Annotated in this window: 21 protein-coding genes; 14 read left to right on the forward strand and 7 right to left on the reverse strand. The window is 55.6% G+C overall.

Features of this window, described 5'->3' with window-relative positions; genetic code table 11:
- The first annotated feature begins 39 nt into the window (after window positions 1-39).
- The 5 genes from QC823_RS11445 (at window position 40) to csiR (ending at window position 5531) form a co-directional block, all read left to right on the forward strand.
- Window positions 40-789 carry an electron transfer flavoprotein subunit beta/FixA family protein gene (locus QC823_RS11445; protein WP_309656479.1) on the forward strand — a complete coding sequence of 250 codons (750 nt, stop codon included), beginning with the start codon at window positions 40-42 and terminating at the stop codon, window positions 787-789.
- Between the two features lie 53 nt (window positions 790-842).
- Window positions 843-1781: an electron transfer flavoprotein subunit alpha/FixB family protein gene (locus QC823_RS11450; RefSeq protein WP_309656480.1), complete on the forward strand. Its 939-nt coding sequence runs from the start codon at window positions 843-845 to the stop codon at window positions 1779-1781.
- 30 nt (window positions 1782-1811) lie between these two features.
- Entirely contained in the window at window positions 1812-3257 is a 1446-nt protein-coding gene (locus QC823_RS11455; protein ID WP_309656481.1) for an NAD-dependent succinate-semialdehyde dehydrogenase, read from the forward strand.
- Window positions 3258-3305: 48 nt separating this feature from the next.
- Window positions 3306-4577, forward strand: a complete 1272-nt coding sequence (gene gabT, locus QC823_RS11460; RefSeq protein ID WP_309656482.1) for a 4-aminobutyrate--2-oxoglutarate transaminase — start codon at window positions 3306-3308, stop codon at window positions 4575-4577.
- A 219-nt stretch (window positions 4578-4796) separates the two neighbouring features.
- A complete protein-coding gene (gene csiR, locus QC823_RS11465) occupies window positions 4797-5531 on the forward strand; it encodes a DNA-binding transcriptional regulator CsiR (protein ID WP_309656483.1) in 735 nt (244 codons plus the stop codon).
- A 96-nt stretch (window positions 5532-5627) separates the two neighbouring features.
- Here csiR and QC823_RS11470 read toward each other — a convergent pair whose 3' ends face one another.
- From QC823_RS11470 to dctP, 3 genes are all read right to left on the reverse strand, one after another.
- Window positions 5628-6950 carry a TRAP transporter large permease gene (locus QC823_RS11470; RefSeq protein WP_309656484.1) on the reverse strand — a complete coding sequence of 441 codons (1323 nt, stop codon included), beginning with the start codon at window positions 6948-6950 and terminating at the stop codon, window positions 5628-5630.
- A gap of 104 nt (window positions 6951-7054) precedes the next feature.
- Window positions 7055-7597 carry a TRAP transporter small permease subunit gene (locus QC823_RS11475; RefSeq protein ID WP_309656485.1) on the reverse strand — a complete coding sequence of 181 codons (543 nt, stop codon included), beginning with the start codon at window positions 7595-7597 and terminating at the stop codon, window positions 7055-7057.
- Window positions 7590-8609 carry a TRAP transporter substrate-binding protein DctP gene (dctP, locus tag QC823_RS11480; protein ID WP_309656486.1) on the reverse strand — a complete coding sequence of 340 codons (1020 nt, stop codon included), beginning with the start codon at window positions 8607-8609 and terminating at the stop codon, window positions 7590-7592. The genes QC823_RS11475 and dctP overlap by 8 nt, the downstream gene beginning before the upstream one ends.
- 283 nt (window positions 8610-8892) lie before the next feature.
- Between dctP and rsd the strand changes: the two genes are divergently transcribed.
- Complete coding sequence (gene rsd, locus QC823_RS11485) at window positions 8893-9384, forward strand: sigma D regulator (protein ID WP_309656487.1); 492 nt, start codon at window positions 8893-8895, stop codon at window positions 9382-9384.
- Between the two features lie 44 nt (window positions 9385-9428).
- On the opposite strand, the gene QC823_RS11490 is transcribed toward rsd, so the two are convergent.
- Together QC823_RS11490 and QC823_RS11495 are read right to left on the reverse strand one after the other, a co-directional pair.
- On the reverse strand, window positions 9429-12491 hold the full coding sequence (locus tag QC823_RS11490; RefSeq protein ID WP_309656488.1) for an efflux RND transporter permease subunit: 3063 nt from the start codon (window positions 12489-12491) through the stop codon (window positions 9429-9431).
- Complete coding sequence (locus QC823_RS11495) at window positions 12491-13618, reverse strand: efflux RND transporter periplasmic adaptor subunit (RefSeq protein ID WP_309656489.1); 1128 nt, start codon at window positions 13616-13618, stop codon at window positions 12491-12493. The genes QC823_RS11490 and QC823_RS11495 overlap by 1 nt, the downstream gene beginning before the upstream one ends.
- A 321-nt stretch (window positions 13619-13939) precedes the next feature.
- On the opposite strand from QC823_RS11495, the gene QC823_RS11500 reads away from it, so the two are divergent.
- Window positions 13940-14914 carry a malate dehydrogenase gene (locus tag QC823_RS11500; RefSeq protein WP_309656490.1) on the forward strand — a complete coding sequence of 325 codons (975 nt, stop codon included), beginning with the start codon at window positions 13940-13942 and terminating at the stop codon, window positions 14912-14914.
- Window positions 14915-15010: 96 nt separating this feature from the next.
- On the opposite strand, the gene QC823_RS11505 is transcribed toward QC823_RS11500, so the two are convergent.
- Window positions 15011-15667, reverse strand: a complete 657-nt coding sequence (locus tag QC823_RS11505; RefSeq protein ID WP_309656491.1) for a histidinol-phosphatase — start codon at window positions 15665-15667, stop codon at window positions 15011-15013.
- A gap of 324 nt (window positions 15668-15991) precedes the next feature.
- Here QC823_RS11505 and QC823_RS11510 point away from each other — a divergent pair, with 324 nt between their 5' ends.
- Window positions 15992-16528, forward strand: coding sequence for an RNA pyrophosphohydrolase (locus QC823_RS11510; RefSeq protein ID WP_309656492.1), 537 nt, complete (start codon window positions 15992-15994; stop codon window positions 16526-16528).
- Window positions 16529-16577: 49 nt separating this feature from the next.
- Entirely contained in the window at window positions 16578-18839 is a 2262-nt protein-coding gene (gene ptsP, locus QC823_RS11515) for a phosphoenolpyruvate--protein phosphotransferase (protein ID WP_309656493.1), read from the forward strand.
- Here ptsP and QC823_RS11520 read toward each other — a convergent pair.
- Window positions 18836-19624 (reverse strand): NRDE family protein, encoded by a 789-nt coding sequence (locus tag QC823_RS11520; protein WP_309656494.1) that lies wholly within the window; start codon window positions 19622-19624, stop codon window positions 18836-18838. The two genes, ptsP and QC823_RS11520, sit on opposite strands and share 4 nt — an antisense overlap.
- A 179-nt stretch (window positions 19625-19803) precedes the next feature.
- Here QC823_RS11520 and QC823_RS11525 point away from each other — a divergent pair, with 179 nt between their 5' ends.
- The 5 genes from QC823_RS11525 (at window position 19804) to QC823_RS11545 (ending at window position 24053) form a co-directional block, all read left to right on the forward strand.
- Entirely contained in the window at window positions 19804-20961 is a 1158-nt protein-coding gene (locus QC823_RS11525; RefSeq protein ID WP_309656495.1) for a response regulator, read from the forward strand.
- Window positions 20958-21755, forward strand: coding sequence for a sulfite exporter TauE/SafE family protein (locus tag QC823_RS11530; RefSeq protein ID WP_309656496.1), 798 nt, complete (start codon window positions 20958-20960; stop codon window positions 21753-21755). The genes QC823_RS11525 and QC823_RS11530 overlap by 4 nt, the downstream gene beginning before the upstream one ends.
- Window positions 21756-21795: 40 nt before the next feature.
- A complete protein-coding gene (gene lgt / locus QC823_RS11535; protein WP_309656497.1) occupies window positions 21796-22596 on the forward strand; it encodes a prolipoprotein diacylglyceryl transferase in 801 nt (266 codons plus the stop codon).
- Window positions 22597-22725: 129 nt separating this feature from the next.
- Window positions 22726-23499, forward strand: a complete 774-nt coding sequence (locus tag QC823_RS11540) for a thymidylate synthase (protein WP_309656509.1) — start codon at window positions 22726-22728, stop codon at window positions 23497-23499.
- On the forward strand, window positions 23496-24053 hold the full coding sequence (locus QC823_RS11545) for a dihydrofolate reductase (protein WP_309656498.1): 558 nt from the start codon (window positions 23496-23498) through the stop codon (window positions 24051-24053). The genes QC823_RS11540 and QC823_RS11545 overlap by 4 nt, the downstream gene beginning before the upstream one ends.
- Window positions 24054-24062: the final 9 nt, after the last annotated feature.

Consider the following 24062-nt stretch of genomic DNA (forward strand, 5'->3'; position numbering starts at 1 on the left):
ATTGGCGTCATCAAATAATTACTGAAAGAGGTTGATTGAATGAAAATTCTCGTCGCGGTGAAACGCGTCATCGACTACAACGTCAAAATTCGGGTCAAGTCGGATAACAGCGCCGTAGATCTCACCAACGTCAAAATGGCCATGAACCCCTTCTGTGAAATCGCCGTGGAAGAAGCCGTCCGCCTGAAAGAAAAGGGCGTGGCCACCGAGATCGTGGCGGTTACCATCGGCCCGAAACAAGCCCAAGAGCAACTGCGCACCGCCCTTGCCCTAGGCGCCGATCGCGCCATTCACGTTGAGACCGACGAACAGGTCGACTCGCTGGGGGCCGCGAAGGCGTTTGCCAAGCTGGTGGCAGACGAGCAGCCAGGTTTAGTCCTGCTCGGCAAGCAGGCGATTGACAGCGACAATAACCAAACCGGCCAGATGCTCGCGGCGCTCACCGATCTGCCGCAAGGCACGTTTGCCTCGAACGTCGCCATCGACGGCGAGAAAGTCACCGTCACCCGCGAAATTGACGGCGGCCTGCAGACCCTTGAACTCTCGCTTCCCGCGATCATCACCACCGATTTACGCCTCAATGAGCCGCGCTACGCCAAGCTCCCCGACATCATGAAGGCCAAGAAAAAGCCGCTGGACGTCAAGTCTCCCGATGATCTCGGTGTCTCCTTTGCTAGCAACGTCAGCTTAGTCAGCGTCGAGCCGCCAGCCGAGCGTCAAGGCGGTATCAAAGTCAGCTCCGTGGACGAGCTGATCGACAAACTGAAAAACGAAGCCAAAGTACTTTAACAAGGTATTTTAACAAAGCCCTTTAACAAAGTGCTTTAAGAGGAGCTGATCGCATGAGCATTCTGGTACTTGCTGACCTCCACGAAGGCCAACTCGCCGGCGCCACCGCGAGCGTGGTTGCCGCCGCGCAACAAATTATTAAAGACAGCGGCGGCGATATCGACGTCCTGATCGCGGGCGAAAACGTACAAGCCGCCGCCGAGGCCGCCGCGAAGCTCGACGGCGTGAGTAAAGTGCGCGTGGCGGATAACGCCGTTTACGCCCACCAACTCGCCGAGCCCATGGGCAAACTGCTGGCCGAGCTCGTCGGTGACTACACCCACCTGCTGGCCTCGGCCTCCACGACGGGCAAAAACGTCATGCCGCGCCTGGCTGCGCTCAAAGACGTTAGCCAGATTTCCGATATTATCAGTGTCGAGAGCGCGGATACCTTCAAGCGTCCGATCTACGCCGGTAACGCCATCGCCACGGTCAAAAGCGACGATGCACTGAAAGTCATCACCGTACGCCCCAGCGCCTACGACGGCGTCGCGGCAAGCGGCAGCGCCCCCGTCGAAGCGGTTGAGGTGGTCGTTGAAAACGCCCAGTCCACCTTTATCAGCGAAGAACTGGCCAAGTCCGACCGTCCCGAACTGGGGGGTGCCAAGGTGGTCATCTCCGGCGGCCGCGGCATGGGCAATGAAGAAAACTTCAAGCTACTCAATGGCATTGCCGACAAACTCGGTGCTGCCATCGGCGCCTCGCGCGCCGCGGTCGATGCAGGTTTTGCCCCCAACGACATGCAGGTGGGGCAGACCGGCAAGATCGTCGCGCCCGATCTCTACATTGCCGTGGGCATCTCAGGGGCTATTCAGCACCTGGCGGGGATGAAAGACGCCAAGGTAATCGTGGCGATCAACAAAGACGAAGAAGCCCCCATCTTCCAGATCGCCGATTATGGTCTGGTAGCGGATCTCTTTGAGGCGCTGCCAGAGCTTGAGCAAAAGCTGTAATCGCCTGGGAAAAATACAAAGGATAAGACTATGGAAACATTGCCCGATATTTTAATCCCCAAGGCCTTTATTGCCGGTGAATGGCGAGATGCGAAAACCCATTTTGCCGTTACTAACCCCGCCAATGGCGATGTGTTGGCACAAATACCCGATTTAGGCGCCGAGGAGACACGCGAAGCGGTCGCCGCAGCCGAAGGGGCTTGGCCCGCGTGGCGTAAACGCACGGCCAAAGAGCGCGCCAACCTGTTACGTGCCTGGTTCGATGCCATCATGGATCACCAAGAAGCGCTCGCCCGGCTGATGACGCTAGAGCAGGGCAAGCCGATTGCCGAGTCGCGGGGCGAGGTTGCTTATGGCGCGTCGTTTGTCGAGTTTTACGCCGAAGAAGCCAAACGGATGGCAGGCGAAACCTTGCCCAGCCACGGTGCTGATAAGCGCATTCTGGTCTTTCGCGAACCGATTGGTGTTGTCGCGGCGGTGACGCCCTGGAACTTCCCGCTGGCAATGATTACGCGTAAATGTGCCCCAGCATTAGCCGCGGGTTGCCCGGTGGTCATTAAACCTGCCGAGGCCACGCCGCTGACGGCGCTGGCGGTGGCACGGTTGGCCGAGCTTGCCGGACTTCCCGCCGGCGTGATTAACGTGGTAACGGCCAGCCAACCGGCGGCCATTGGCGAGGTGCTGACCACCGACTCGCGTGTGCGCAAGTTCTCCTTTACCGGCTCGACCCCGGTGGGCAAGAAATTGCTGGCTCAGTGCGCCGGTACCGTCAAAAAAGCCTCGATGGAACTCGGCGGTAACGCGCCCTTTATCGTGTTCGATGACGCCGATCTCGACGCGGCGGTGGAAGGGGCCATTGCGTCTAAGTACCGCAACTCCGGGCAAACGTGTGTCTGTACCAACCGTTTTTTGGTGCAGTCGGGCGTATATGACACGTTTGTGGAAAAGCTGGCCGCGCGCGTCAAGCAGCTGAAAGTGGGTAGCGGCTTGGAAGAAGGGGTCGCTCAAGGCCCGTTGATCAATCAGGCGGCGGTGGAAAAAGTCGAAACCCATATCGCCGATGCCCTCGAAAAGGGCGGACGGTTAATGTGCGGTGGCAAGCCTCATGCCATGGGCGGTACCTTTTTCGAGCCGACGATTATCGCCGATGTCTCGGATGACATGCGCGTTGCCCGTGAAGAAACCTTCGGCCCGCTGGCGCCGGTGTTTCGCTTTGAGACCGACGAGCAAGCAGTCGCCATGGCGAATGCTACCGAGTTTGGCTTGGCAGCCTACTTCTATGCGCGTGACTATCAGCGTATTTGGCACGTTATGGAAGGCTTGGAATACGGGATGGTCGCCATCAATGAAGGCATTCTGTCGACCGAATTGGCGCCTTTTGGCGGCGTGAAAGAGTCGGGTCTTGGGCGTGAAGGGTCTCGCCACGGGTTGGACGAGTTCACCGAATTGAAATATGTCTGTGTGGGCGGCCTTTAAGCGTTGCTATTGACGGGTATGTAAAAGAGACAGGTAAGGAAAGAGTGAATGAATAACGCGCAATTGAATGAAATGAAACAGAAATATGTGGCTAACGGTGCCGCCAGCCCCGCCACGCAGTTTGCCGATCGGGCGGAGAACGCCCTGATTTGGGATGCAGATGGCAATCGCATCATCGACTTCGCCGGCGGTATTGGGGTGCTCAATATCGGGCATTGCCACCCAAAGGTAGTCGAGGCCGTGAGAGAGCAAGTGGGCCGTGTGATGCATACCTGTCAGACCGTCATGCCCTATGAAGGCTACGTGCAAGTGGCCGAGAAGCTTAGCCAGATTTCCCCGGTGCGCGGCCATGGCAAGGTCATGCTGGTGAATTCGGGCGCCGAGGCGCTGGAAAACGCGGTCAAGATTGCGCGCGCGGCGACGGGCAAAAACAACGTCATTTGTTTTGACGGCGGCTATCACGGCCGCACGTTCATGACCATGGCAATGAATGGCAAAGTCGCGCCGTATGCGGCGGATTTCGGCAGTATGCCGGGTAACGTGTTTCGCGCGCCGTATCCGGTGCCGTTTCATGGGGTTAGCGAAGAAGACGCGATTCGCGGCTTGAAAATGACGCTCAAGACCGATGCCAACCCGCGCGATACCGCGGCGATCGTGATTGAGCCAGTGCTGGGCGAGGGCGGTTTCTATCCTGCCCCGGCGAGCTTCCTTAAAGCCGTGCGCGAGATCTGCGATGAACACGGCATGCTGATGATCGTCGATGAAGTGCAGTCTGGCTTTGGCCGTACCGGTAAGATGTTTGCCATTGAGCATAGTGGTGTCGAGCCGGATTTGATCACCATGGCCAAGAGCATGGCCGCCGGTATGCCGATTTCCGCCATTGTGGGCACGGACACCCATATGGATGCCTCAGGCCCGAACTCCCTTGGCGGTACGTATTCCGGTAGCCCGGCCTCGTGCGCGGCCGTATTGGCGGTACTTGAGGTGTTTGAAGAGGAAAACATTCTCGCGAAAAGCCAAGCGCTGGGCGAAACGTTGGGTAAGCGCTTTGCCCAATGGCAGGCGCGATTTGAGTGTGTCGAAAACGTACGTCATCTGGGGGCCATGGCGGCGCTGGATATTGTGTCCGCCGATCAAACGCCGGATGCCGACCTGGCGGCTGCGCTTTGTAAGCGTGCCCGTAAGAAAGGCTTGATTCTGCTTTCGTGTGGTCTGTTTGGCAACACGATCCGCTTTCTCATGCCGGTTAGCATTGAAGAAGAGGTGCTCGAAGAAGGCCTGGCCATTGTGGAAGCGTCTCTCGCGGAGCTTACGCATTAACACGCCTTAAGCCTTAACGTAAGCTTGCGGCAAGTCACACGAGCCGATGCAATTCACTTTGCATCGGCTCTTTGTGCCTTAGAGGGACGTTAGACTAAGGCACATTCAAACAGGTGTTTCTAATTATGCTATGCTTTTGTTATCGACTGAATTGCCTTCATGCGAGGAGTTTTCCCGCGTTGTCGAGTCGCAGGATATGCTCTCCTTTCAGGTCTTTTTATGAATATCGTCAATGAACATGTCGCTGAGCCGTCCGCGAACAGTGACGAGCAAGCCGATGTCAAAGAAAACTTTGGGGTCCGTGCTTACAAGCAGTTAAAGAACGACATTATTAAGGGAGCTTTTCGTCCTGACGAAAAGCTGCGTATGAGCGCTCTCAAAGACCGTTATGACCTAGGTATTGGTCCACTGCGTGAGGCGTTATCGCAACTGGTTGCCGAGCATTTAGTGGTGGCAATTAGCCAGCGAGGTTATCGTGTGGCGCCGATGTCGCTGGCGGAACTTCACGATCTCTATGATGCCCGAGCACAGCTAGAAGCCATGTTGCTGGGCTTGGCGATTGAACGTGGCGATGACGCATGGGAGGCGGATATTTTGGCGAAGTCTTATCAACTGTCCAAAGTAAGCGTCGCTAATACTCCCCACTCTCTGTTGGAAATCTGGGATGCGCGTCATAGTGCGTTTCACACGGCCTTGGTTCGCGGTTGCCGTTCACCGCAATTGATGAAGGTGCGCGATGGGCTCTTTGATAAGGTCCAGCGCTACCGCCATTTTTGGCTTAAAGAAACGGTTTTTTCCGAGCAGGCGTTAGATAAAAAGCGTCAAGAACACGATGCTCTCGTAGAGGTTACCTTGTCGCATCGCAAAAAAGACGCCGAGCAGATGATGCGTGAACATTTGATGACGCCGGTACCGATCATTACATCGGTAATGCGGCAACAAGGCATCGCATAACGCATTAGCCATCGGGAGATGACGAAGTTCCTCCCGATGGCTAATGCGTGTTTGCCGTGCGATGTGTCAATTCTCTTTGGTGTCGCTGGAACCGTCTTACTGGAACAGCAGGCCAGGTAGCCATAGCGCAATACTGGGAAAAGCGACAATCAGTGCCAGCCCGATAATCTGCAACGCAACGTAAGGCAGTGCCGAGTAATAAATATCCACAATGGTGATGGATTTAGGTGCGACTGATCGCATGTAGAAGAGGTTATAGCCGAAGGGAGGCGTTAAATACGCGGATTGCATGCTGAGGATAAATAGCACCGCAAACCAAGTCGTATCGAACCCTAAATCGCGCACAATCGGTACGTACAGCGGGATGGTGATGAACAAGATGGCAAAATCATCCAAAAACATGCCGAGCAGGAAAAAGCTAGCCAGCATGATGATGATGACGACATAAGGTGAGAGGGCAAAGTCATCAATGAGATCACTGACGATCATGCCGGCGCCCAATCCCATATAGATCTTGCTGAAAAATACCGCGGCGATCGCAATCCAGAGCAACATGCCGGTGATTTTTGTCGTGCTGAACATCACGTAGCGCAGCAAATCCCAGTTGAGCCTGCCCCGCAAGCCGGCGATGAGCATCGCGCCCGACGCCCCAATGGCAGAAGCTTCTGAGGGGGATGTGACACCGCCAATGATGCAGCCCAGGACGGTCGTGACCAGTAAGCCAGGCGCGATAATGTGGCGCAGTGAGATCAGCTTTTCTTTGGCAGTAAAACGCTCTTCTTCGGGGGCGGCGGGGCCGAGTGCAGGGTTTATCCGACAACGTATCAGGACATATACCATGTAAATGCCCGCCAACATCAGGCCGGGCATTAAGCCAGCAGCGAACAGCTTGCCCACAGATTCCCGTGCGAGGAAGGCATAGACGATCATCAGTACGCTGGGGGGGATCAGAAAGCCGAGTGCACCGCCTGCCATGATGGTGCCGGTAACCAGCCGTTTGTCATAGCCACGCTTGAGCATCGCCGGTAGGGCAATAATGCCTAGACTGACAGTCGCTGCGCCCGAGACACCGGCCATCGCGGCGATAAGAGCACAGACCAAAATGGTGCCGACACCAAGGCCACCAGGCAGTCGCCCCATCAATTTATGTATCATCTCAAACAGATTGTCAGTGATGCCTGATCGCTCAAGCACTAACCCCATAAAGATGAACAGCGGCAGCGCTACAAGGAGAAAGTTGTCCATGGTGCTGTAAGCCGACGAGAGCAGAAAATCCAGCCCGCCAGGGCCGAACATCACATAGGCACTGCCCATGCCTGATATCATGAGTGCCCATGCCAACGGAGCACCCATTGCCATCAAAATAATCATGGAGATAAACATGATGGCAGTGGTGGTAAGTGGATCTAAGTTCGCCATGAAAAACCCTTTCTCGGATATACCTTCAAGGGTATACCGGAGTGTGTTTCTTATTGCCCCGCGATGAGCGTCATCGCTCTTTCTGTCTTAGCGAGGCACGTTGATTATTTGTCGCCGCTCATATCATCTCGCGGATCGTTATATCGCACACCAAACAAGCGTACGACGGCGCGGACAAACTCAGCCACGCACTGCAGGATCAAAAATCCGACAGCAATAGGGATAGTCGATTTGATGGGCCATAGCGCTGGACGCCAGATGCTGCTATTGGAGTATTCGCCTATGGCCCACGAGCGATAAGCGAACTCTACGGCCAATTTAAAAAAGATAGCCAAAACGAAAATGCCTAGTGCAAATACGATCACGTCACAGAAGGCCTGTGCACGAAATGGCAATAAGCGGTAGATGACGTCACTACGCACATGCTGTTGATGGCGTAAGGTATAGCTTCCCGCTAGGATGCTCAGCGCGCCGAAGAACATCGTCGCCAGCTCGTGCCCCCACACCGTGGGGGCATTGAAGATATAGCGAGCAAATACTTCATAGAGCAGCACACCGATGATACCTAGCGTCAGCCAGGAGGTAGCTTTACCGACCCAATCGGAAAGCCCATCCTGAAAACGTAGATAATCGGTAATCTTACTCACTGATACGTCCTTTCTCTTTGGCGTTTTCGATTAAAATATCCACCGCGCTGGCGTTGCGCTCAGAGCGCTCAGCTTCTTCCTTCCAGATAGGGAGGGACGCTTCGGCTAAACGGAGGGAGTCTTCTTCTGGCAGGGTGGAAAACTCAAATAATTCACCTTCATCGATAAGGCGTTGGTTACCTTCTTCAAGCCAGTTGTGAACATCCAGCAGGTATTGATCAAGTTCTGCGGTGAGAATTTCCTGTTGCTCTTCGCTCATGTTCTCCCAGGTGTTGGGATTAACGATTATGTTTTCCGTCCAGCCTGGGTTGAGCAGGTTCATATCGGTGTAGTAACCCGCGACTTCGTTGATGCGTAGCTGTTCATACTCGATCGGGCCACCGTAGACGGCGCCATCAATGACACCGGTTGAGAGCGCAACATAAAGCTCTTCACCCGGGATGAAGGCGGTCGGGATATCGAATTTCTCCAGCACCGTGGCAATTGAGCTGGTGGCGCGAATGCGCATATCCTGCAAGTCTTCTAAACTATTGACCGGCTCGGTCGTTACCAGTCCGTAATCGCTGCCAAAGCCGCGGCCGATCAGCTCAACGCCTTTCTCCTCATAGGCTTCAGCGACCAGTTCATCCAGTCCTTGGTTGGCAAAGATATCGCGTGCTTCCTCGACATTGACCCAGGCACCCGGAAGGCCACCTTCAATCGTGCCGATACCTACTGTGCCGGGCCAGTAGCTGCCGACGCCGTGAGCAAGATCGATGCTGCCGCGGGCAACAGCCTCAACGAACTGGTCGCTATCGACGAGTGCGCCACCGCGGAAGAATTGAATTTGGATAGAGCCATCGCTGGCTTCTTCGACCCGCTCTTGCAGGTCTTCGGCAATTGCGTCTACTTCGGTGCCGTAGAACGTATGCATGCGCAAGCGTACCGTATCCGCGTAAGCCACTTGGCTGGCTAGCACAGAAGCGGCGACGGAGGTAGCGAGAGCACTTTTCACGAATACAGATAGCTTCATAATGGGACCTTTCATACCGTTAATGTTATTGATGGTCGTTAATGCCTAGAGCGTCGAAAACACGTTAAGCGTCTTCAGTGTAATCACACGTTACGCAATCGTGCCATAAAAATTTCTATAAAATTACTTAATATCAACATTATTTTTAGCAGGCAAATGAAAATTTCATTCCTCAGTCGTAAGTGTGGTTATGCGTCAAAGTGACGCTTGTGAGGATTGACAGGGTGAGGTGGAAAAGCGACGCTAGCTTTATCGACAGTGCTGATCAGCAAGGAGAAGTCCCATGCTTGACGATTGCAAAAACGCCCTGGAGCGTTGGGGTGGCGTGCATACGCTAATTGATCGCTGGCTCGAACAGCGTAAATCGCTGTTGGTGAGCTTTATTGAGCTCAAAGAAACCTGCGATGCTGAGCTTGAAGCCGTGAGCAAGAAACCAGTCGACACCTTTAGTGAGCTGTTGATGGATTACGTCAGCGCTGGCCATTTTGAGGTATATCCGCAGTTGGCAGAGGAAGCAAAAGCCTTCGGCGATGAACCCGCATTAGTCATTGCATCAAAGCTGTTGGAACGCCTGGAGATGTCGACCCAGTTGGCACTTGAATTTGAGACCGATTTCGCCACGCCAATACGCTGCCAGCGGAACCTAGCGCGTCTTCCCGCATGGATCGACCGCCTCGCCAAAGGGTTGAACGAGCGTTTTATGCTAGAGGATCAGCTGATTGCCCGGCTGCATGCGGCGCATAGCCCGCAAAAAGAAACGCCTACGCCTGCTTAAGCGCGAAAGCGTATTTTGCTTGGTGACTCAGTCCCCGCAGCGATTCAGTTCCCGCGGCGGTTTAACACCAGCATGCATGGCGTGAGCAACAAGGTGAGCGCCGTGGCGAAGGTTAGCCCACCGGCAATGGCACTCGACATTTGGGTCCACCACTGTGTCGAGGGGGCGTTAATCCCCAGCGAGGGGGAAAAAAGATCGACGTTAATGCCTAGCACCATGGGCATGAGGCCTAATACCGTGGTGATAGCCGTGAGCAGTACAGGGCGTAAGCGTAAACAGCCTGCCTCCAGAGCGGCGTCTTTCGGCGCCATGTCGATTTTTCTTAATTCGTTATAAGTGTCGATCAAAACAATATTGTTGTTCACCACGATACCCGCCAGCGCAATAATCCCCATGCCCACCATGACAACGCCAAACGCTTGGCCGTTGACGAGTAGGCCGATCAGCACCCCCGCGGTAGAAAAAATAATCGCTGATAGCACCAGGGCTGCTTGGTAGAAGCTGTTGAACTGGGTGACCAGAATCAGGGCCATCAGGGCGATGGCAATGACAAAAGCGGTGGCCAGAAATTGCATGGATTCTTGTTGATCTTCCTGTTCGCCGGCGACGTTGATCGTGGCGCCTTCAGGAATCTCGCCGTCCGTTGCTTCCCACAGAGCATTAAGCCGCTCGGTCGCCTGATAGCCCGAGTCTAAGTCAGCTTCCACGGTAATAGCGCGGCGACCGTCAATACGGTGCAGCGTGCCGACTTTAGGGGCTGGTGTAATCTCCACAAAGTTCGTGATAGGCACTTGGCCGCGCGGCGTATTAATGGTGAGGCGCTCTAGCTGATCCAGCGAACGCGAATTCTCAGGCAGACGCACGCGGATATCGACTTCGTCGCTGACGCCGGCGGGGCGGTACTCTGCAATCTGTAGGCCCGTAGTGAGTAGCTGCACAACACTCCCGATGGTGGTGATATCGGCGCCCATTCGGGTGGCGGCTTCACGGTCGACCTGAATGCGCCACTCCACACCGGGTAGACTGCGGTTGTCCTGAATATCTTCAAAGCCGCCGAGGGCGCGCATCTGCTCTTTAAGCGCATCAACCGTGCTATCGGTGATATCGGGGTCGCTGGCACTCACTTCCAGCATGATAGGCTTGCCACCGCCTGGCCCCATTTCTTGTTCGCGAAACTCTAATATTATCCCAGGGATACGGCTGCCACGCTCGGCCATCTCATCCAGAATCACGCTGGCAGGGCGGCGCTGATGCCAGTCAATAAACTGAAACTGTACGACACCAATGACGTCATTGCCGAGTTGCTCGTTGGGTGTGGCAAAAGAACGAGCGTAGAGCGCCTCTACTTCGCCCATGCCGGCAAACGTGCGCTCAACGCGCTGGACGATGGCATCCGTTTCTTCCACGGATAGATCGCCACGGGCACGCACCAGCACCTGAGCGCTATCCGGCTCAACGCTTGGGAAAAAATTAACCCCATGGTTAAAGCGCGCGTAGCCAGTGTAAACGGCTGCCATTAATAGCACTGAAATGAGTAGCACCCACGCCGGGTGGCGCAAAAGCCCCGCGAGTAGTGAGCGATAACTGCGCCCGAGAGCCGTGGTAGAGGCGGGTGCTGATTCGACAGGCGCTGTGCTGGCACGGCGGGTAAAAAGATGGCCCAATGTCGGAAGAAATAGCAGGGCCATCGCCAGGGAGGCAAGCAAGCAAAGTATTACCGTGGCGGGAAGGTACTTCATAAATTGCCCTACCACACCTGGCCAGAAAAGCAGTGGCAGAAATACCACCAGCGTGGTGGCGGTTGAGGCAATGACCGGCCAGCTCATGCGACTGGCGGCATTTAGCCAGGCGCTGTGTGGGGTTTGTCCCTCGCGCAGGTGGCGATCCGCCAGCTCGCTGACCACAATGGCGCCATCAACCAGCATCCCTGCTACCAGAATCAGCGCAAATAACACGACGACGTTAAGGGTAAATCCCAATGCCCATATCAGCATGATGCCGGCGAGAAACGCACCGGGAATGGTCAGGCCGACCAACAACGCAGTACGCCAGCCCATAACGGCTACCACAACGATCAACACCAGTAACACAGCGGTGAGTACGTTGTTGAGAAGCTCCGACAACATATCCTCAACGTTGGTGGATTGATCGAGAATCGTGGTGATATTTAACGCCTCAGGGAGGCGGCTACTGGCTTGGGCAAATAGGTCTTCCACCGCATCAATGGTGGCGATGATATTGGCGCCTGCGCGTTTGGAGATTTCCAGCACCACCGCTGGCTGGCCGTCGATGCGCGCATAGCCTTCTGGGTCCTTGAACGTCGGCTGAATCCAGGCGACATCACCAAACGTTACCACGCGGTCGCCGTCGACTTTGACGGGCATGTTCATCACATCGTCCAGCGATTCGATGATGCCGGGAACTTTAAGCGCAGCGCGCCCAGCACCGGTATCCAAGCTGCCCGCGGCTACTAAGCGATTGTTGCTATTTACCAAGTTGAATAACACGTCAAAATCAACGCCGTAGCTATTGATAACTAACGGGTCGACAATAATCTGTAAAAGGTTCTCGCGCTCGCCGGCAATATCGACTTCCAGCACATCCGCGATGCCTTCGATCTCTTCTTGCATTCGCCGGGCAATCGCCATGCGCTCTTGGGTATCGAGCTGCCCGGAGAGGCCAATGGTGAGTACCGGAAACTCAGAGACGTTTACCTCATTAACGCGGGGTTCATCGGCTTCGCTGGGGAGGCTGCTACGGGCGATATCGACCCGTTCACGCACGTCGGAAAGCGCTGTGTCAGGGTCAAAGCCCGCATCAAATTCCAGCGTGATTGAGCTTTGGCCTTCGCTTGATTGCGCCGTGAACTTACGCAGCCCCTCTATACCGCGAAGCTCTTGCTCCATCGGGCGAACCAATAACCGCTCGCCATCTTCAGGGCTAACCCCTTCCAATGAGAGCGCGACATACACCAGCGGAATAGTGACATCCGGGTTGGCCTCTTTAGGAATAGTCTGCCACGCAGCCAAGCCGGCAAGAAATATCCCCACCAGTAGCATGAGCGTTGTGCGCGAATATGTCATGGCAGCATTGATGAGCGCGCGCATTAACGCTCTCCCTGAACATCGTTGGGCGCTTCGTCAGGCGAAGCCTCAGCCGCCACAGCGTTAACTTGTTGGCCAACGTCGACTAGCCCGCCGCCTAAGGTAATAAGCCGCACTAATTCAGGTAGCCCGGTAACGTAAGCACGCTCAGTGTCGGCGCTGACTAGCGTAACCGGGGTTTGTAACACCGTGTCGTTGGCATCAAGGTGCTTGACTGACAAATTGCTTTGCGCATTGAGCGTTAATAGCGCGGGCGACAGGGTATGGACTTGTTCGGGGGGCAGGGTAACGGTGAACTCAGCGCTGCCACCCGCAAGGCGCCGGTGCTCAGGGTTATCAAGCGTTACTTCAATGTAAAAACTGCGCGTTTCTTCTTCCGCGCGGCTGGCGATATGGCTAAGCTTTCCCTCTAGTGTGGCGCCTCCCAGCAGTCGAGCCGTTACCGGCAGACCGGGGCTGAGCTTGCCTACCTGTAGCTGTGAGACCCAGGCGGTGCCGGTGAGTGTGCGGTCATCGATAAGACGCCCCCACACTTCCCCTGGCTGAAGCAGCTCGCCAAGCGCCACGTCGAGCCGGTCAAGCGTGCCGTCAAAGGGGGCCGCCGGACGTGTATCGTCTAGCTGGCGCGAAAGCTCGGCAACTTCCGCAACGCTGCGGCTGAGTTCCGCCTGTAAACGCAGGTATTCAGGTTGTGAAATTAACTCGCGGCGGCGCAAATTTTCCGCCCCGGCCAGTTCCGCTTGAGCCAACGCGAGATTGGCGCGTGCTTGTTCTAAGCGCTTGGGTAGGGCGTCGTTATCGAGGATGAGTAGCGTCTCGCCCGCTGAAACCCTTTGCCCTAAACGCACCGGTTTTTCCTGCACGAACCCGGAGATGCTGGTGCGAAGATCAACCTCCTGCGCCGCTTCTAGCTGCCCTTGAGCCACAAGCTGTGGCACATAGGGTTGACGCTTGCGCTCACTGACTTCGACCCTCAGTGGCTGCTCAGCCGTTTCCGTCGCGTCGGGTGCCTCCGTGCGAAAACGCTGCATGTCGCCAAAGGCAAGCCACAGCACTAATGCCAACAGCAGGCAACTGGCTAAAAGATAGGAAGCGGGGAGTGTTTGTCGATTGAATCGCTTTGGCCACATGGGCGTGAGTTCCTTTCCGTCGACGCGTTTAGAGGCACCTTGCGGCTACTTAGACGTATCTAGCGGTTAAGCGTGCGCTAAAGAACTGTCACGATGCAAGTGCCGATGATATGGCGCTCTTGGCCATGTTGCTTGTCGCTGTGTATGTTGTTGTGAACGTTGTTGTGATCGTGACTAGCCGCATGTCTGATTGAGTTTTTGTTGCGGCGCGCATACCATCTTGACGTCTTGAGTTGCGTCGACGATGGCAATCCGCGCTATCTGCGGCATCCTACTCTTGGCTTACTAAACATAGTGAGTCCAAACAACCAAGGAGTTACGATGAAAGATCCCGTACGTATTGCAATTACTGGCGGTGCTGGCCAGATTAGCTATTCACTCATTTTCCGCATTGCCGCTGGCGACATGCTGGGGCCGGATCAACCCGTGATTCTACAGTTGCTGGAAATCCCACCGGCAATGGACGCACTGAGCGGTGTGGTGATGGAAGTCAACGATTGTGCCTTCCCGCTGGTGCAGGACATCGTGGCAACCGATGACCCGAACGTGGCGTTTAAAGATGCCGATTTTGCCCTTCTCGTCGGTGCGCGTCCGCGTGGCCCGGGGATGGAGCGTAAAGATCTGCTCGAAGCTAACGCGGCGATTTTCTCCGTTCAAGGTAAAGCGCTTAATGATCACGCTAGCCGTGATGTGCGCGTACTGGTGGTTGGCAACCCAGCCAACACCAATGCGCTGATCGCGTCTTGTAACGCGCCGGACCTTAACGTTGGCCAGTTCACCGCCATGACGCGCTTGGATCACAACCGTGCCTTGACGCAGCTGGCACAAAAAACCGACAAGCACGTTACGGATGTGGAAGGCTTGATCATCTGGGGCAATCACAGCGCGACTCAATACCCGGATTTGGCCCAGTGTAAGGTCGATGGCAAAGCGGCGTTTGATCTGGTTGAGCGTGACTGGTACGAAAACGACTTCATTCCCACCGTGCAGCAGCGCGGCGCGGCGATCATCAAAGCACGCGGTGCGTCTTCAGCGGCGTCGGCGGCGTCTTCCGCGATTGATCACATGCGCGACTGGGCGCTGGGTTGCGACGGCATCGTCAGCATGGCGATTCCGTCCGACGGCAGCTACGGCATTGAGGAAGGCATCATTTATTCTTATCCGGTCCGTTGTCAGGGCGGTAAGTACGAAATCGTGCAAGGCTTTGAGCTTGACGACTTCAGCAAAGAGAAGATGCAAGCCACCGAGAAAGAGCTACGCGAAGAGCGTGCGGCGGTTGAGCACCTGCTTGGCTAAGCAGTCGCGTTTTGCCGCGAAACGTGAAAACCCCGCCACGGCGGGGTTTTCTGCGTTAAAGCTAAGACGTTTAAGAGCTAATGCGTTCGCGCTGGCTTATTCCCGTAGGCTCATAATTCGCCAATCGCGCTTTTCGGCGACTTCTCGCAGCGTGTCATCGGGGTCAACCGCAACTGGGTTATCGATTTTTTCCAGAAGCGGAATGTCGTTGTGGGAATCGCTGTAAAACCAAGCACCGTCCAGTGTGATTTCCTGATCTTCCAACCATGCCTTTAAGCGCGTGACTTTGCCCTCGCGGTAGCTCGGCACACCCGACACCTTGCCGGTGTAGTGGCCATCCACCATTTCGGGCTCAACGGCAATCAAGTGGTCAATACCCAAACGCTCAGCGATGGGGCCGGTGATGAAACGGTTGGTTGCGGTAATAATCAGTAACGTATCGCCCCGTGTGCGGTGACGAGCGATCAACTCTTCCGCTTTAGGTAGAATATGGGGCTCAATTTTACTGGCCATAAATTGTTGGTGCCAAGCGGCGAGCTGCTCAGGCGTATTTTCTGCCAGCGGCTTTAATGCCACGGTAAGAAAGGCGTTAATGTCTAGCGTGCCGGCATTGTAATCGGCCATAAAGCGCTCGTTGGCTTGGTGATACTCAACCGAGTCGACAACACCTTGTTCGAGCAGAAACTCCCCCCAAGCGTGATCACTGTCGGTGGACAGCAACGTATTATCCAGGTCAAAAATGGCCAGACTCATGGCACCTCTCTTTCGGTTTTCGTATATTCATGAAATGGCATGAGGTTATCGCAGAGTGGTTGTGTACGGCTAGCATTGGTAGTCATACAGGTACTAATTTCTTCAAGCATGATGCGTGGGGAGGGAAGTGGGCAGAAGGGTGGTGAGGAGGACGCGTAAGGCGCCATCAGTGAGACACCCTGCGACAGCTTCAAACTCGTCAGATACCAACGGCGATAGCCTGGCCCTTAATGGGTTTCAAGGCCCGAATGTGAGAATGTATTGATACATTTGTCGCCGTTGTGGAAAAATGGCAACAACTGAAAATTTAATAAGGTGACGTCCGTGATCGACGCTGACGGCTTTCGCCCTAACGTTGGCATTATTATTGCCAACGCTCAGGGGCAGTTGCTTTGGGCGCGTCGTGTAGGGCAAAACGCGTGGCAGTTTCCCCAGGGAGGCATCAAATCAAGCGAAACTCCGCAACAAGCTCTTTTTCGTGAGCTTCACGAAGAAATCGGCCTGACTGCCGAAGACGTTGATATTGTTGCCTGCACCCGGGGCTGGCTGCGCTACCGCCTGCCACGACGCATGATTCGTTCCCATGCGCGGCCGGTATGTATCGGCCAGAAGCAAAAGTGGTATTTACTGCAGATTCGTTGCCAAGAAAACCGAATCTGCATGACAGCAACACCCAAGCCAGAGTTTGATGGTTGGCGCTGGGTGAGTTATTGGTATCCGCTAGGGCAGGTGGTGCCATTTAAGCGTGAAGTGTATCGCCGTGCGCTACGCGAGCTTTCCCCTCGTCTCCAACGTATGGCTCAAGAGGGCGAAGCGTCGCTGGTTCACTCTGTCTCAGAGCAATCGTGGCCACCCGGGTGAGCTTTTAATTTCCTCAGCGAGGCCAATTATAGTGAAAAGTAAATCGTCCATGCTTGAGGTGTTGCGACGCGTTATTCAGGAAGTGAATGGCGCGCGCAACCTTGATGCGGCGCTGGCGACCATGGTGCGCCGGATCCGCAAAGCAATGCTGACCGATGTCTGCTCTTTCTATCTTTACGATCAAGAGCTTGACTCGCTGGTATTGATGGAAACCATAGGGTTGCGTACTCAGGCGGTGGGTCGTGTGGTCCTGCCTCTTGGTGAGGGTCTCGTGGGATTAGTGGCCAAGCGTAGCGAGCCGCTAAATCTGGAAGATGCACGGATACACCCCCATTTTCGCTATTTTGAGGCAACCGGAGAGGAGCGCTATTCGAGCTTTCTGGGCGTGCCGATTATTCACCAACGCAAGATGCTCGGGGTGTTGGTGGTTCAACAGGCGGAAAAGCGTCGCTATGACGACGAAGATGAAGCCTTCTTGGTTACGATGGCGGCGCAGTTGGCGGGTGTGCTAGCCCATGCGCTGGCAACCGGTAACCTGACGCGGCCCTCGTTATCGGGCAGTCAGGCGATGTTTAAAGGCGTGGCGGCGTCGCCCGGCATTGCCATGGGGGAAGCGGTTGTGATCGCCCCACCGGCAGACCTTAATAGTGTGCCGGATTTGGTGCCAAACGATGAAGCGTTTGAAGTTGCTCGATTAAAAGAAGCCATTGCCAAGACCCGCGATGAAATTCGCGCCGCGGCCGAGCGTTTGGTTAACCGTATTTCTAGCCAGGAATTGGCACTTTTTGATGTCTACCAGCAGATGCTGGGCGAGGCGGCACTCGCTGAAGAGGTCGAAAAGCGTATCCGGGAGGGACAGTGGGCGCCAGGGGCATTGGCTGACGTGGTGCGACGCCACGTACAGTATTTAGAGCGGGTGGATGACGACTATTTGCGAGAACGGGCGGCAGATATTCGTGATCTTGGTCGCCGCGTATTAGCGCATTTGCAAGAAGATTCGCCCAACACACCCGAGACCTACCCCAATAATGCCATTTTAGTCGGCGATGAAATCAGTGTGGCCATGCTAGGGGAGGTGCCGCGCGATAAGCTGAAAGGGCTCGTGTCCGTGCGTGGTTCCAGCACGTCTCATGTGGCCATAGTGGCGCGGGCAATGGGTATTCCCACTGTGCTTGGAATGGTGGATTTGCCGCTGCCGCGACTTTCTGGCGCCCAGGTCGTACTTGATGGCCATCGTGGGCGACTTTTTGTGCGCCCAGGCGCTGAGCTGACCAGCTATTACGAAACCCTCATCGCGGAGGAAGACGCACTTACCGCGCTGCTTGAGCATGAACAGTGCTTGCCTAGCGAAACGACCGATGGGTATGAACTTCCGCTGATGGTGAATACAGGGCTGGCCGTCGACGCCGCCGCGCTGCTGAAAAGTCGGATCAGCGGGGTGGGGCTTTACCGTACCGAAGTGCCGTTTATGATCACCGAGCGTTTTCCCGGTGAAAAAGAGCAAACACGGTTATATCGCGACCAGCTTGAGGGCTTTTCACCGCTGCCGGTGGTTATGCGTACGTTGGATATCGGCGGTGATAAAGACCTGCCTTACTTCCCTATTGAAGAAGCGAATCCTTTTTTAGGCTGGCGCGGCATGCGCGTCACCCTTGATCATCCCGAAGTGCTGATGGTGCAGCTGCGGGCGATGCTCAAGGCGTCGCAAGGGTTGGATAATCTTTACGTGCTTTTCCCCATGATCACCAATGTGGAAGAGGTGGACGAGGCACTTAAGCTTTTGGATCGCGCGATTGTCGAGCTGGGGGAAGAGGGTATTACGGTTCATCGTCCGAAAATCGGGGTAATGATTGAGGTCCCCGCGACGATTTACCAAATGGATGCGCTCGCCAAGCGTGTCGATTTCTTCTCGGTGGGCAGTAATGACTTAACCCAATACTTGCTGGCCGTTGATCGTAACAACCCACGCGTTTCGGATCTTTATGATGCGCTGCATCCCGCGTTACTCGGCGCACTGGTTGAGCTTTCCCAAGACGCAAAGCGCCTTGATAAGCCTATTTCGCTGTGCGGTGAGCTCGCCGGCGACCCTGCCGGGGCGCTTCTGTTAATGGCGATGGGGTTTACCAGTCTCTCAATGAATGCGCCGAGCTTACCCAAAGTGCGTGCCGCCATTCGGCGTGTGTCGTTTAGCGATGCGCAAACGTTGCTGGATGACATTATGTGTCTGGATACGCCGGCCCAGGTGCACCAACACTTAGAAGCGCGTATGAAAGCGTGGGAGTTATCGCATCTGATGCCGCCCAAAGATTAACCCTGTGCTGCGTTACGCGAAGGTTGGCCGTCAACGAAGGCGGTCTCGCCTTGAAAATACCCGTGGGGGCCAAAGCGCTGTTCGGTGATGGCGCTATTCCCTTGGTGGTCGAGCGTTACCCATGTGGTCGCCCGGGTGCCGTATGTATCCCCCACAATAAACGCCGCGGACAAGCGTTGCTCCAATGCCATTCCCACGCCGGTATTGGGTAGCGCCTGGGCAGGAGCCTCATGGGTTTGTTGAATAACGTGGTGTGAGATGTTTGGCCATGTAACGGGCGGTGTAGTGTCCTGTGCTACTGCTTGGTGAAGTCTAACCGTTTTAGGCCACGGCGAGTTGAGATCAGCATTGGATAGCGCGTGTACGCCGCGAGGCACTTCATGTAGCGCCGTGCGTTCCCGGCCACGGTGCAGGTGCCACATCTGGGTGGGCGTGGCGACAAGCAGGTTAAACCCCGCGTAGCGAGGCGCGCTTTCCGCTAGCTGCTCAAGCCAGGCGGGTAAATCCTCGCAAGTGAGTGCTTGCACAACGAGTTCACCGCGGCTGGGGGCATCAGGTGGTGCGATCAACGCCGGGTCTCGCACATTGGTGAGCGTGGCAAGCACGCCGTGTCGGTTAACCGCAAGCCATGTGCCACCCGCTTCGAGATCGCGTCCGCCCGTGATTGGCGCATCATCCCAGGCGTGGAGCCCTGCCGTTGGACGTGCGTAAAACTCATCGCGATTGCCAATCAGTCTTAACGGCGTTGGCGCGCCAGGTTGCCAATCAAAGGCGAGTAAACACATGGCATGACACTCTTTTTAATAAAAAACGTTTTCAATAAACGATTCCGCTAAACGTTGTTCACTAGTCAACATGACAGTCACGCGACCGCCACGTACACTTAGCGCTATTTTAATTCGCAACGCGTTGCCCCGTCCTTGTGACCATAAGTGGGGCGCAGGGCCAACGGAAAGGCACAGCCATGCAAGGTTATCACTGTAAGGAGCATTTCTGGAACGTTGTTATCTGGCCGATTCTATGGCCTTGGCTGCTGGCGCAGTTCGCGCTGGTTGGGATGTGCGTGATAGTGGGGGCCGTCATCTGGGGAATGAACCCCGAAGAAGCCTCGTGGGGCACGTTGGTCGCATTGATGACAGCGCTATTGCTAGGCAGCAGCCTCAACGTTGGCGCGGTGATTGTTCTTGTGCGTGCGCGAGCTCGGCGCGTTGAGGCTAAATTCGAGCAGGTAGTCGGAGAGTTGGAGCAGCAGGCGTCATTGCTTTGTGAGCAAAAAGGGCTTGGTGAGCAAAGTGGCCTCGCTGCCGGGTCATCCGGTGGGGAGGCAAAAGCGCAGCTTCCTTCTGTACGTCTTCATCATGTGGCGACCCAGTTAGCCCAGTGCACGGCAAGTCCGGCACCTTCCTCGGGCGCAACATCGGCTAACACTGCTCAGCAAACGCTGCTCGATGACTTAGCCCAAAAACAGCAACAGCTTGATCAGTTATTACAAGGGCGTGAGCGCGCCCGCGAAGAGTCGCGATTAAAATCCGGTTATTTGCATTTACTGCAGCGCGAAACCGATGCGTTGTTTGAGTATTTGGGAGATTTAAGCACGGTCTCGACGAATGCGCGTGAGGCCGATATCACTGAATGGCGCGAACGATTGGCCGATATTCGTGCGCTCTTAGCCAATGTGGTGGAAGAGGCACCGGACGTATCGTTGACGACATCACTGGCACGCCCGCGCAGGGTATTGGTGGTTGACGACGGCCCTGTCAATTTAATGCTCGCCCAGCAAGTGTTGGAAAAGTACGGGCTTGAGGTGGACGCCGTCACTAGCGGCGATGAGGCACTCGCGCTGCAGCAAATCCACGCTTTTGATCTGGTCTTTATGGATATTTTTATGCCCGAGATGGACGGGTTAGAGACAAGCCGCCGCTGGCGCGATTATGAGAAAGCTGTCGGCAAGCCAGGTGCGATTCTCGTCGCGCTGACGGCGAATGCCGATTCCGCCGGCCGCGAACGCTGCCTGCAAGCGGGAATGAACGATTTGATTGCCAAGCCTTATCAGCCTGAAAGCTTGATAAATAAAGTCGCGTCTTGGTTCCCTGATGACGTGCCGGAGGTGTCCCCGTCATGACGGTGTTAATCACGCTGCTGGGGTATCTGGTATTGGGGGCCGCGGCCGGCACGATGGCGGGGCTTTTTGGCGTCGGGGGTGGTTTGATTATTGTCCCCGTTCTCGCATTTGCGTTTGAACTGCAAGGCGTTGCCCCCGAGGTGCTGATGCATTTGGCGGTAGGGACGTCGCTTGCCACTATTGTCGTCACCGGTGCCTCATCGGCTTTTGGCCACTTTCAAAAAGGCAGTATTCACCAACCCTGGTTTACGGCGCTCTTGCCGGGGTTGATGCTCGGGGCGGTTGTCGGTGTTTTTGTCGCGGGTAACTTATCTGGCACGCTACTGGGGACGCTATTTGGTATTTTTGTGTTGCTAGTCGCGATCAAAATGATGCTGGGGCTTGCGCCCAAGCCGGGAAGTGTCGCGCCAGGTAAGCCTGTGATGGTGCTCGCCGGTGCGGTGATTGGGGCTATTTCCGCACTTTTTGGTATCGGGGGCGGCACGCTTGCGGTGCCATGGCTTTCACGCTGTGGCGCCACGATGACACAAGCGGTGGGTACCTCCGCTGCCTGTGGGTTACCCATCGCCTTTTTCGGCGCGCTGACGTTTATCATTGTCGGGTGGGGGCATCCGCTACTTCCCGCCAGCGCGACGGGTTTTGTGATGTGGCCAGCGTTTATCGGTATTGTGCTGGCGAGCGTGCCCTTTGCGCGCCTTGGCGTTAAGCTTGCCCATGTGCTGCCGGCCCACATCTTGCGTTACGCGTTTGCCGCCTTATTAACCTTGGTAGGCCTGCGTTTTATTCTTGGGTAATGAGCCCTTTACCCGTTTTTTGCCAGTTTGTGAGAGTTTGATGATTGCTTATCCTGAGATTGACCCTGTCGCCGTCTCCCTCGGCCCCTTTCAGGTGCATTGGTACGGCTTAATGTACGTGGTGGGGTTCGTGGCGGCTTGGTGGCTGGGGGGTAAACGCGCTGCGCGTATTGGGCTCACACGCGATGATATTGGCGATTTGCTCTTCTACGCCGCCATCGGCGTGGTGGTGGGGGGGCGCGTGGGGTATGCGCTGTTTTATGGCCTAGGGCAGTGGGCGTCCGACCCTTTGTGGATTTTCCGTGTGTGGGATGGTGGCATGAGCTTTCACGGCGGCTTGCTCGGCGTCGCACTAGCGGCGTGGTGGTTCGCACGCAAAAAAAACCTCGGCTATTTAACGCTGACAGACTTTATTGCCCCGCTGGCGCCGATTGGTTTGGGCGCCGGGCGCATCGGCAACTTTATCAATCATGAGTTGCCCGGCCGTGTGACGTCACTACCGTGGGGGATGCCATTCTCAGGGATGGGGCCACAGCCGCGACACCCCTCAGCCCTGTATGAAGCGCTACTCGAAGGCGTGGTGCTTTTTGTGCTGCTATGGTGGATCTCTGCCAAGCCGCAAAAGCGCGGGTTTGTGTCAGGGGTTTTTTTGCTTGCTTACGGTGGCTTCCGCTTCTTGGTGGAGTTTGTCCGCCTGCCGGATGCCCACATTGGTTTTATCGCGTTTGGCTGGGTGACTATGGGCATGCTGCTCACGCTGCCGATGATGGTGTTTGGTGCGCTACTTATCGCGTGGTCGCAAAATCAACCAGTGGATGTGAAAGTTAACGATGCAAGCTGATGCTAGAAAGCCAAATTTGCTAGTATTTGATAAATTTCACCCGCGAATGGATATACCGTGACGGCGACAGAGCCTTTAAAACAGTCTTCGGCAACGCAGCCTGCGCTTGAGCAGCCTTATCTTGATTTGATGCAGCATGTGCTGGATCACGGCGTTGACCGTGATGACCGCACCGGCGTCGGAACGCGCTCGGTGTTTGGTCATCAGATGCGCTTTGATTTGTCCCGTGGCTTTCCGCTTTTAACTACCAAAAAGCTTCACCTGCGTTCGATCATTCACGAATTGTTATGGTTTTTGCGTGGCGATACCAACATTGCGTACTTGAAAGAAAACGGCGTTAAAATTTGGGACGCCTGGGCGGATGAAGACGGCAACCTGGGGCCGGTGTATGGCTACCAATGGCGCAGCTGGCCGCGTCCGGACGGCGGTAGTGTCGATCAAATCAAGCAGGTGATTGAGCAGATTCGCACCAACCCACAGTCACGGCGCTTGATTGTTTCCGCGTGGAACCCGGCGCAGGTCGATGACATGCAGTTGCCACCGTGTCACTGCCTGTTTCAGTTTTACGTGGCTAACGGGCGGCTTTCCTGCCAGCTTTATCAGCGCAGCGCGGATATTTTCCTCGGGGTGCCGTTCAATATCGCAAGCTATGCGTTGTTGCTCAGCATGGTGGCCCACGTCACAGGCTTAAAGCCGGGCGAGTTTATTCATACGCTGGGTGACGCCCACTTGTACAGCAACCACCTTGAGCAAGCGCGCGAACAGCTAACGCGCACGCCAAAGGCCCCGCCACAGCTTGTGCTGTCGCCTGATGTCAACGACGTGTTCGCGTTTGCGTATGATGACATCCGCATCGACGATTACCACGCGCATCCGCATATCAAAGCCAAGGTGGCAGTATGACCTCTCCGACATTACAACCGCTAGACTCCGCCGGCGAGCCCTTGGTGCCGATTGCCATGATCGCCGCAATGGCCAAAAACCGCGTGATCGGGGTGGAAGGCAAGCTTCCCTGGTACCTGCCGGAAGATCTTAAATTCTTCAAGCGGATCACCCAGGCTAAGCCTTTAGTCATGGGGCGCAAAACGTTTGAATCCATCGGCAAGCCGTTGCCTAATCGGCTCAATATCGTGGTGACCCGCGATACTCGCTGGCATAAAGAGGGTGTGCGCGCGTGCCACCGTTTGGAAGACGCCCTTGCGCTGGCGGATCAACAAGCCACCATCGAAGCCGCAGAAGAAATCATGGTGATGGGCGGCGGTGAAATTTACGCCCAAGCCATGCCGCATGCCGAGCGGCTTTATATCACGGAGGTTGATATCGAGGTGCAAGGCGATGCTGTCTTCCCCGATATTGACCCACAGTGCTGGCAAGAAGTGCAGCGCCTGCCAGGAACCCCGCAGCAAGGCCAGCCTGCCTACGATTTTGTCGTCTACGAGCGCCGCCAGCATGTGTAACGCGGCTGA

Source organism: Vreelandella vilamensis, assembly GCF_031451755.1.
Taxonomy (GTDB): Bacteria; Pseudomonadota; Gammaproteobacteria; order Pseudomonadales; family Halomonadaceae; genus Vreelandella; species Vreelandella vilamensis.

Bases quoted from the DNA above. Each gene is read 5' to 3' on its own strand.
- QC823_RS11545 (WP_309656498.1), top strand. From the start codon at position 23,496: ATGACCTCTCCGACATTACAACCGCTAGACTCCGCCGGCGAGCCCTTG.
- csiR (WP_309656483.1), top strand. From the start codon at position 4,797: ATGAATATCGTCAATGAACATGTCGCTGAGCCGTCCGCGAACAGTGAC.
- gabT (WP_309656482.1), top strand. From the start codon at position 3,306: ATGAATAACGCGCAATTGAATGAAATGAAACAGAAATATGTGGCTAAC.
- QC823_RS11495 (WP_309656489.1), bottom strand. From the start codon at position 13,618: ATGTGGCCAAAGCGATTCAATCGACAAACACTCCCCGCTTCCTATCTT.
- dctP (WP_309656486.1), bottom strand. From the start codon at position 8,609: ATGAAGCTATCTGTATTCGTGAAAAGTGCTCTCGCTACCTCCGTCGCC.
- QC823_RS11525 (WP_309656495.1), top strand. From the start codon at position 19,804: ATGCAAGGTTATCACTGTAAGGAGCATTTCTGGAACGTTGTTATCTGG.
- QC823_RS11455 (WP_309656481.1), top strand. From the start codon at position 1,812: ATGGAAACATTGCCCGATATTTTAATCCCCAAGGCCTTTATTGCCGGT.
- QC823_RS11540 (WP_309656509.1), top strand. From the start codon at position 22,726: ATGCAGCATGTGCTGGATCACGGCGTTGACCGTGATGACCGCACCGGC.
- lgt (WP_309656497.1), top strand. From the start codon at position 21,796: ATGATTGCTTATCCTGAGATTGACCCTGTCGCCGTCTCCCTCGGCCCC.
- QC823_RS11520 (WP_309656494.1), bottom strand. From the start codon at position 19,624: ATGTGTTTACTCGCCTTTGATTGGCAACCTGGCGCGCCAACGCCGTTA.
- QC823_RS11530 (WP_309656496.1), top strand. From the start codon at position 20,958: ATGACGGTGTTAATCACGCTGCTGGGGTATCTGGTATTGGGGGCCGCG.
- QC823_RS11470 (WP_309656484.1), bottom strand. From the start codon at position 6,950: ATGGCGAACTTAGATCCACTTACCACCACTGCCATCATGTTTATCTCC.
- ptsP (WP_309656493.1), top strand. From the start codon at position 16,578: ATGCTTGAGGTGTTGCGACGCGTTATTCAGGAAGTGAATGGCGCGCGC.
- QC823_RS11445 (WP_309656479.1), top strand. From the start codon at position 40: ATGAAAATTCTCGTCGCGGTGAAACGCGTCATCGACTACAACGTCAAA.
- QC823_RS11500 (WP_309656490.1), top strand. From the start codon at position 13,940: ATGAAAGATCCCGTACGTATTGCAATTACTGGCGGTGCTGGCCAGATT.
- QC823_RS11490 (WP_309656488.1), bottom strand. From the start codon at position 12,491: ATGCGCGCGCTCATCAATGCTGCCATGACATATTCGCGCACAACGCTC.
- QC823_RS11505 (WP_309656491.1), bottom strand. From the start codon at position 15,667: ATGAGTCTGGCCATTTTTGACCTGGATAATACGTTGCTGTCCACCGAC.
- rsd (WP_309656487.1), top strand. From the start codon at position 8,893: ATGCTTGACGATTGCAAAAACGCCCTGGAGCGTTGGGGTGGCGTGCAT.
- QC823_RS11450 (WP_309656480.1), top strand. From the start codon at position 843: ATGAGCATTCTGGTACTTGCTGACCTCCACGAAGGCCAACTCGCCGGC.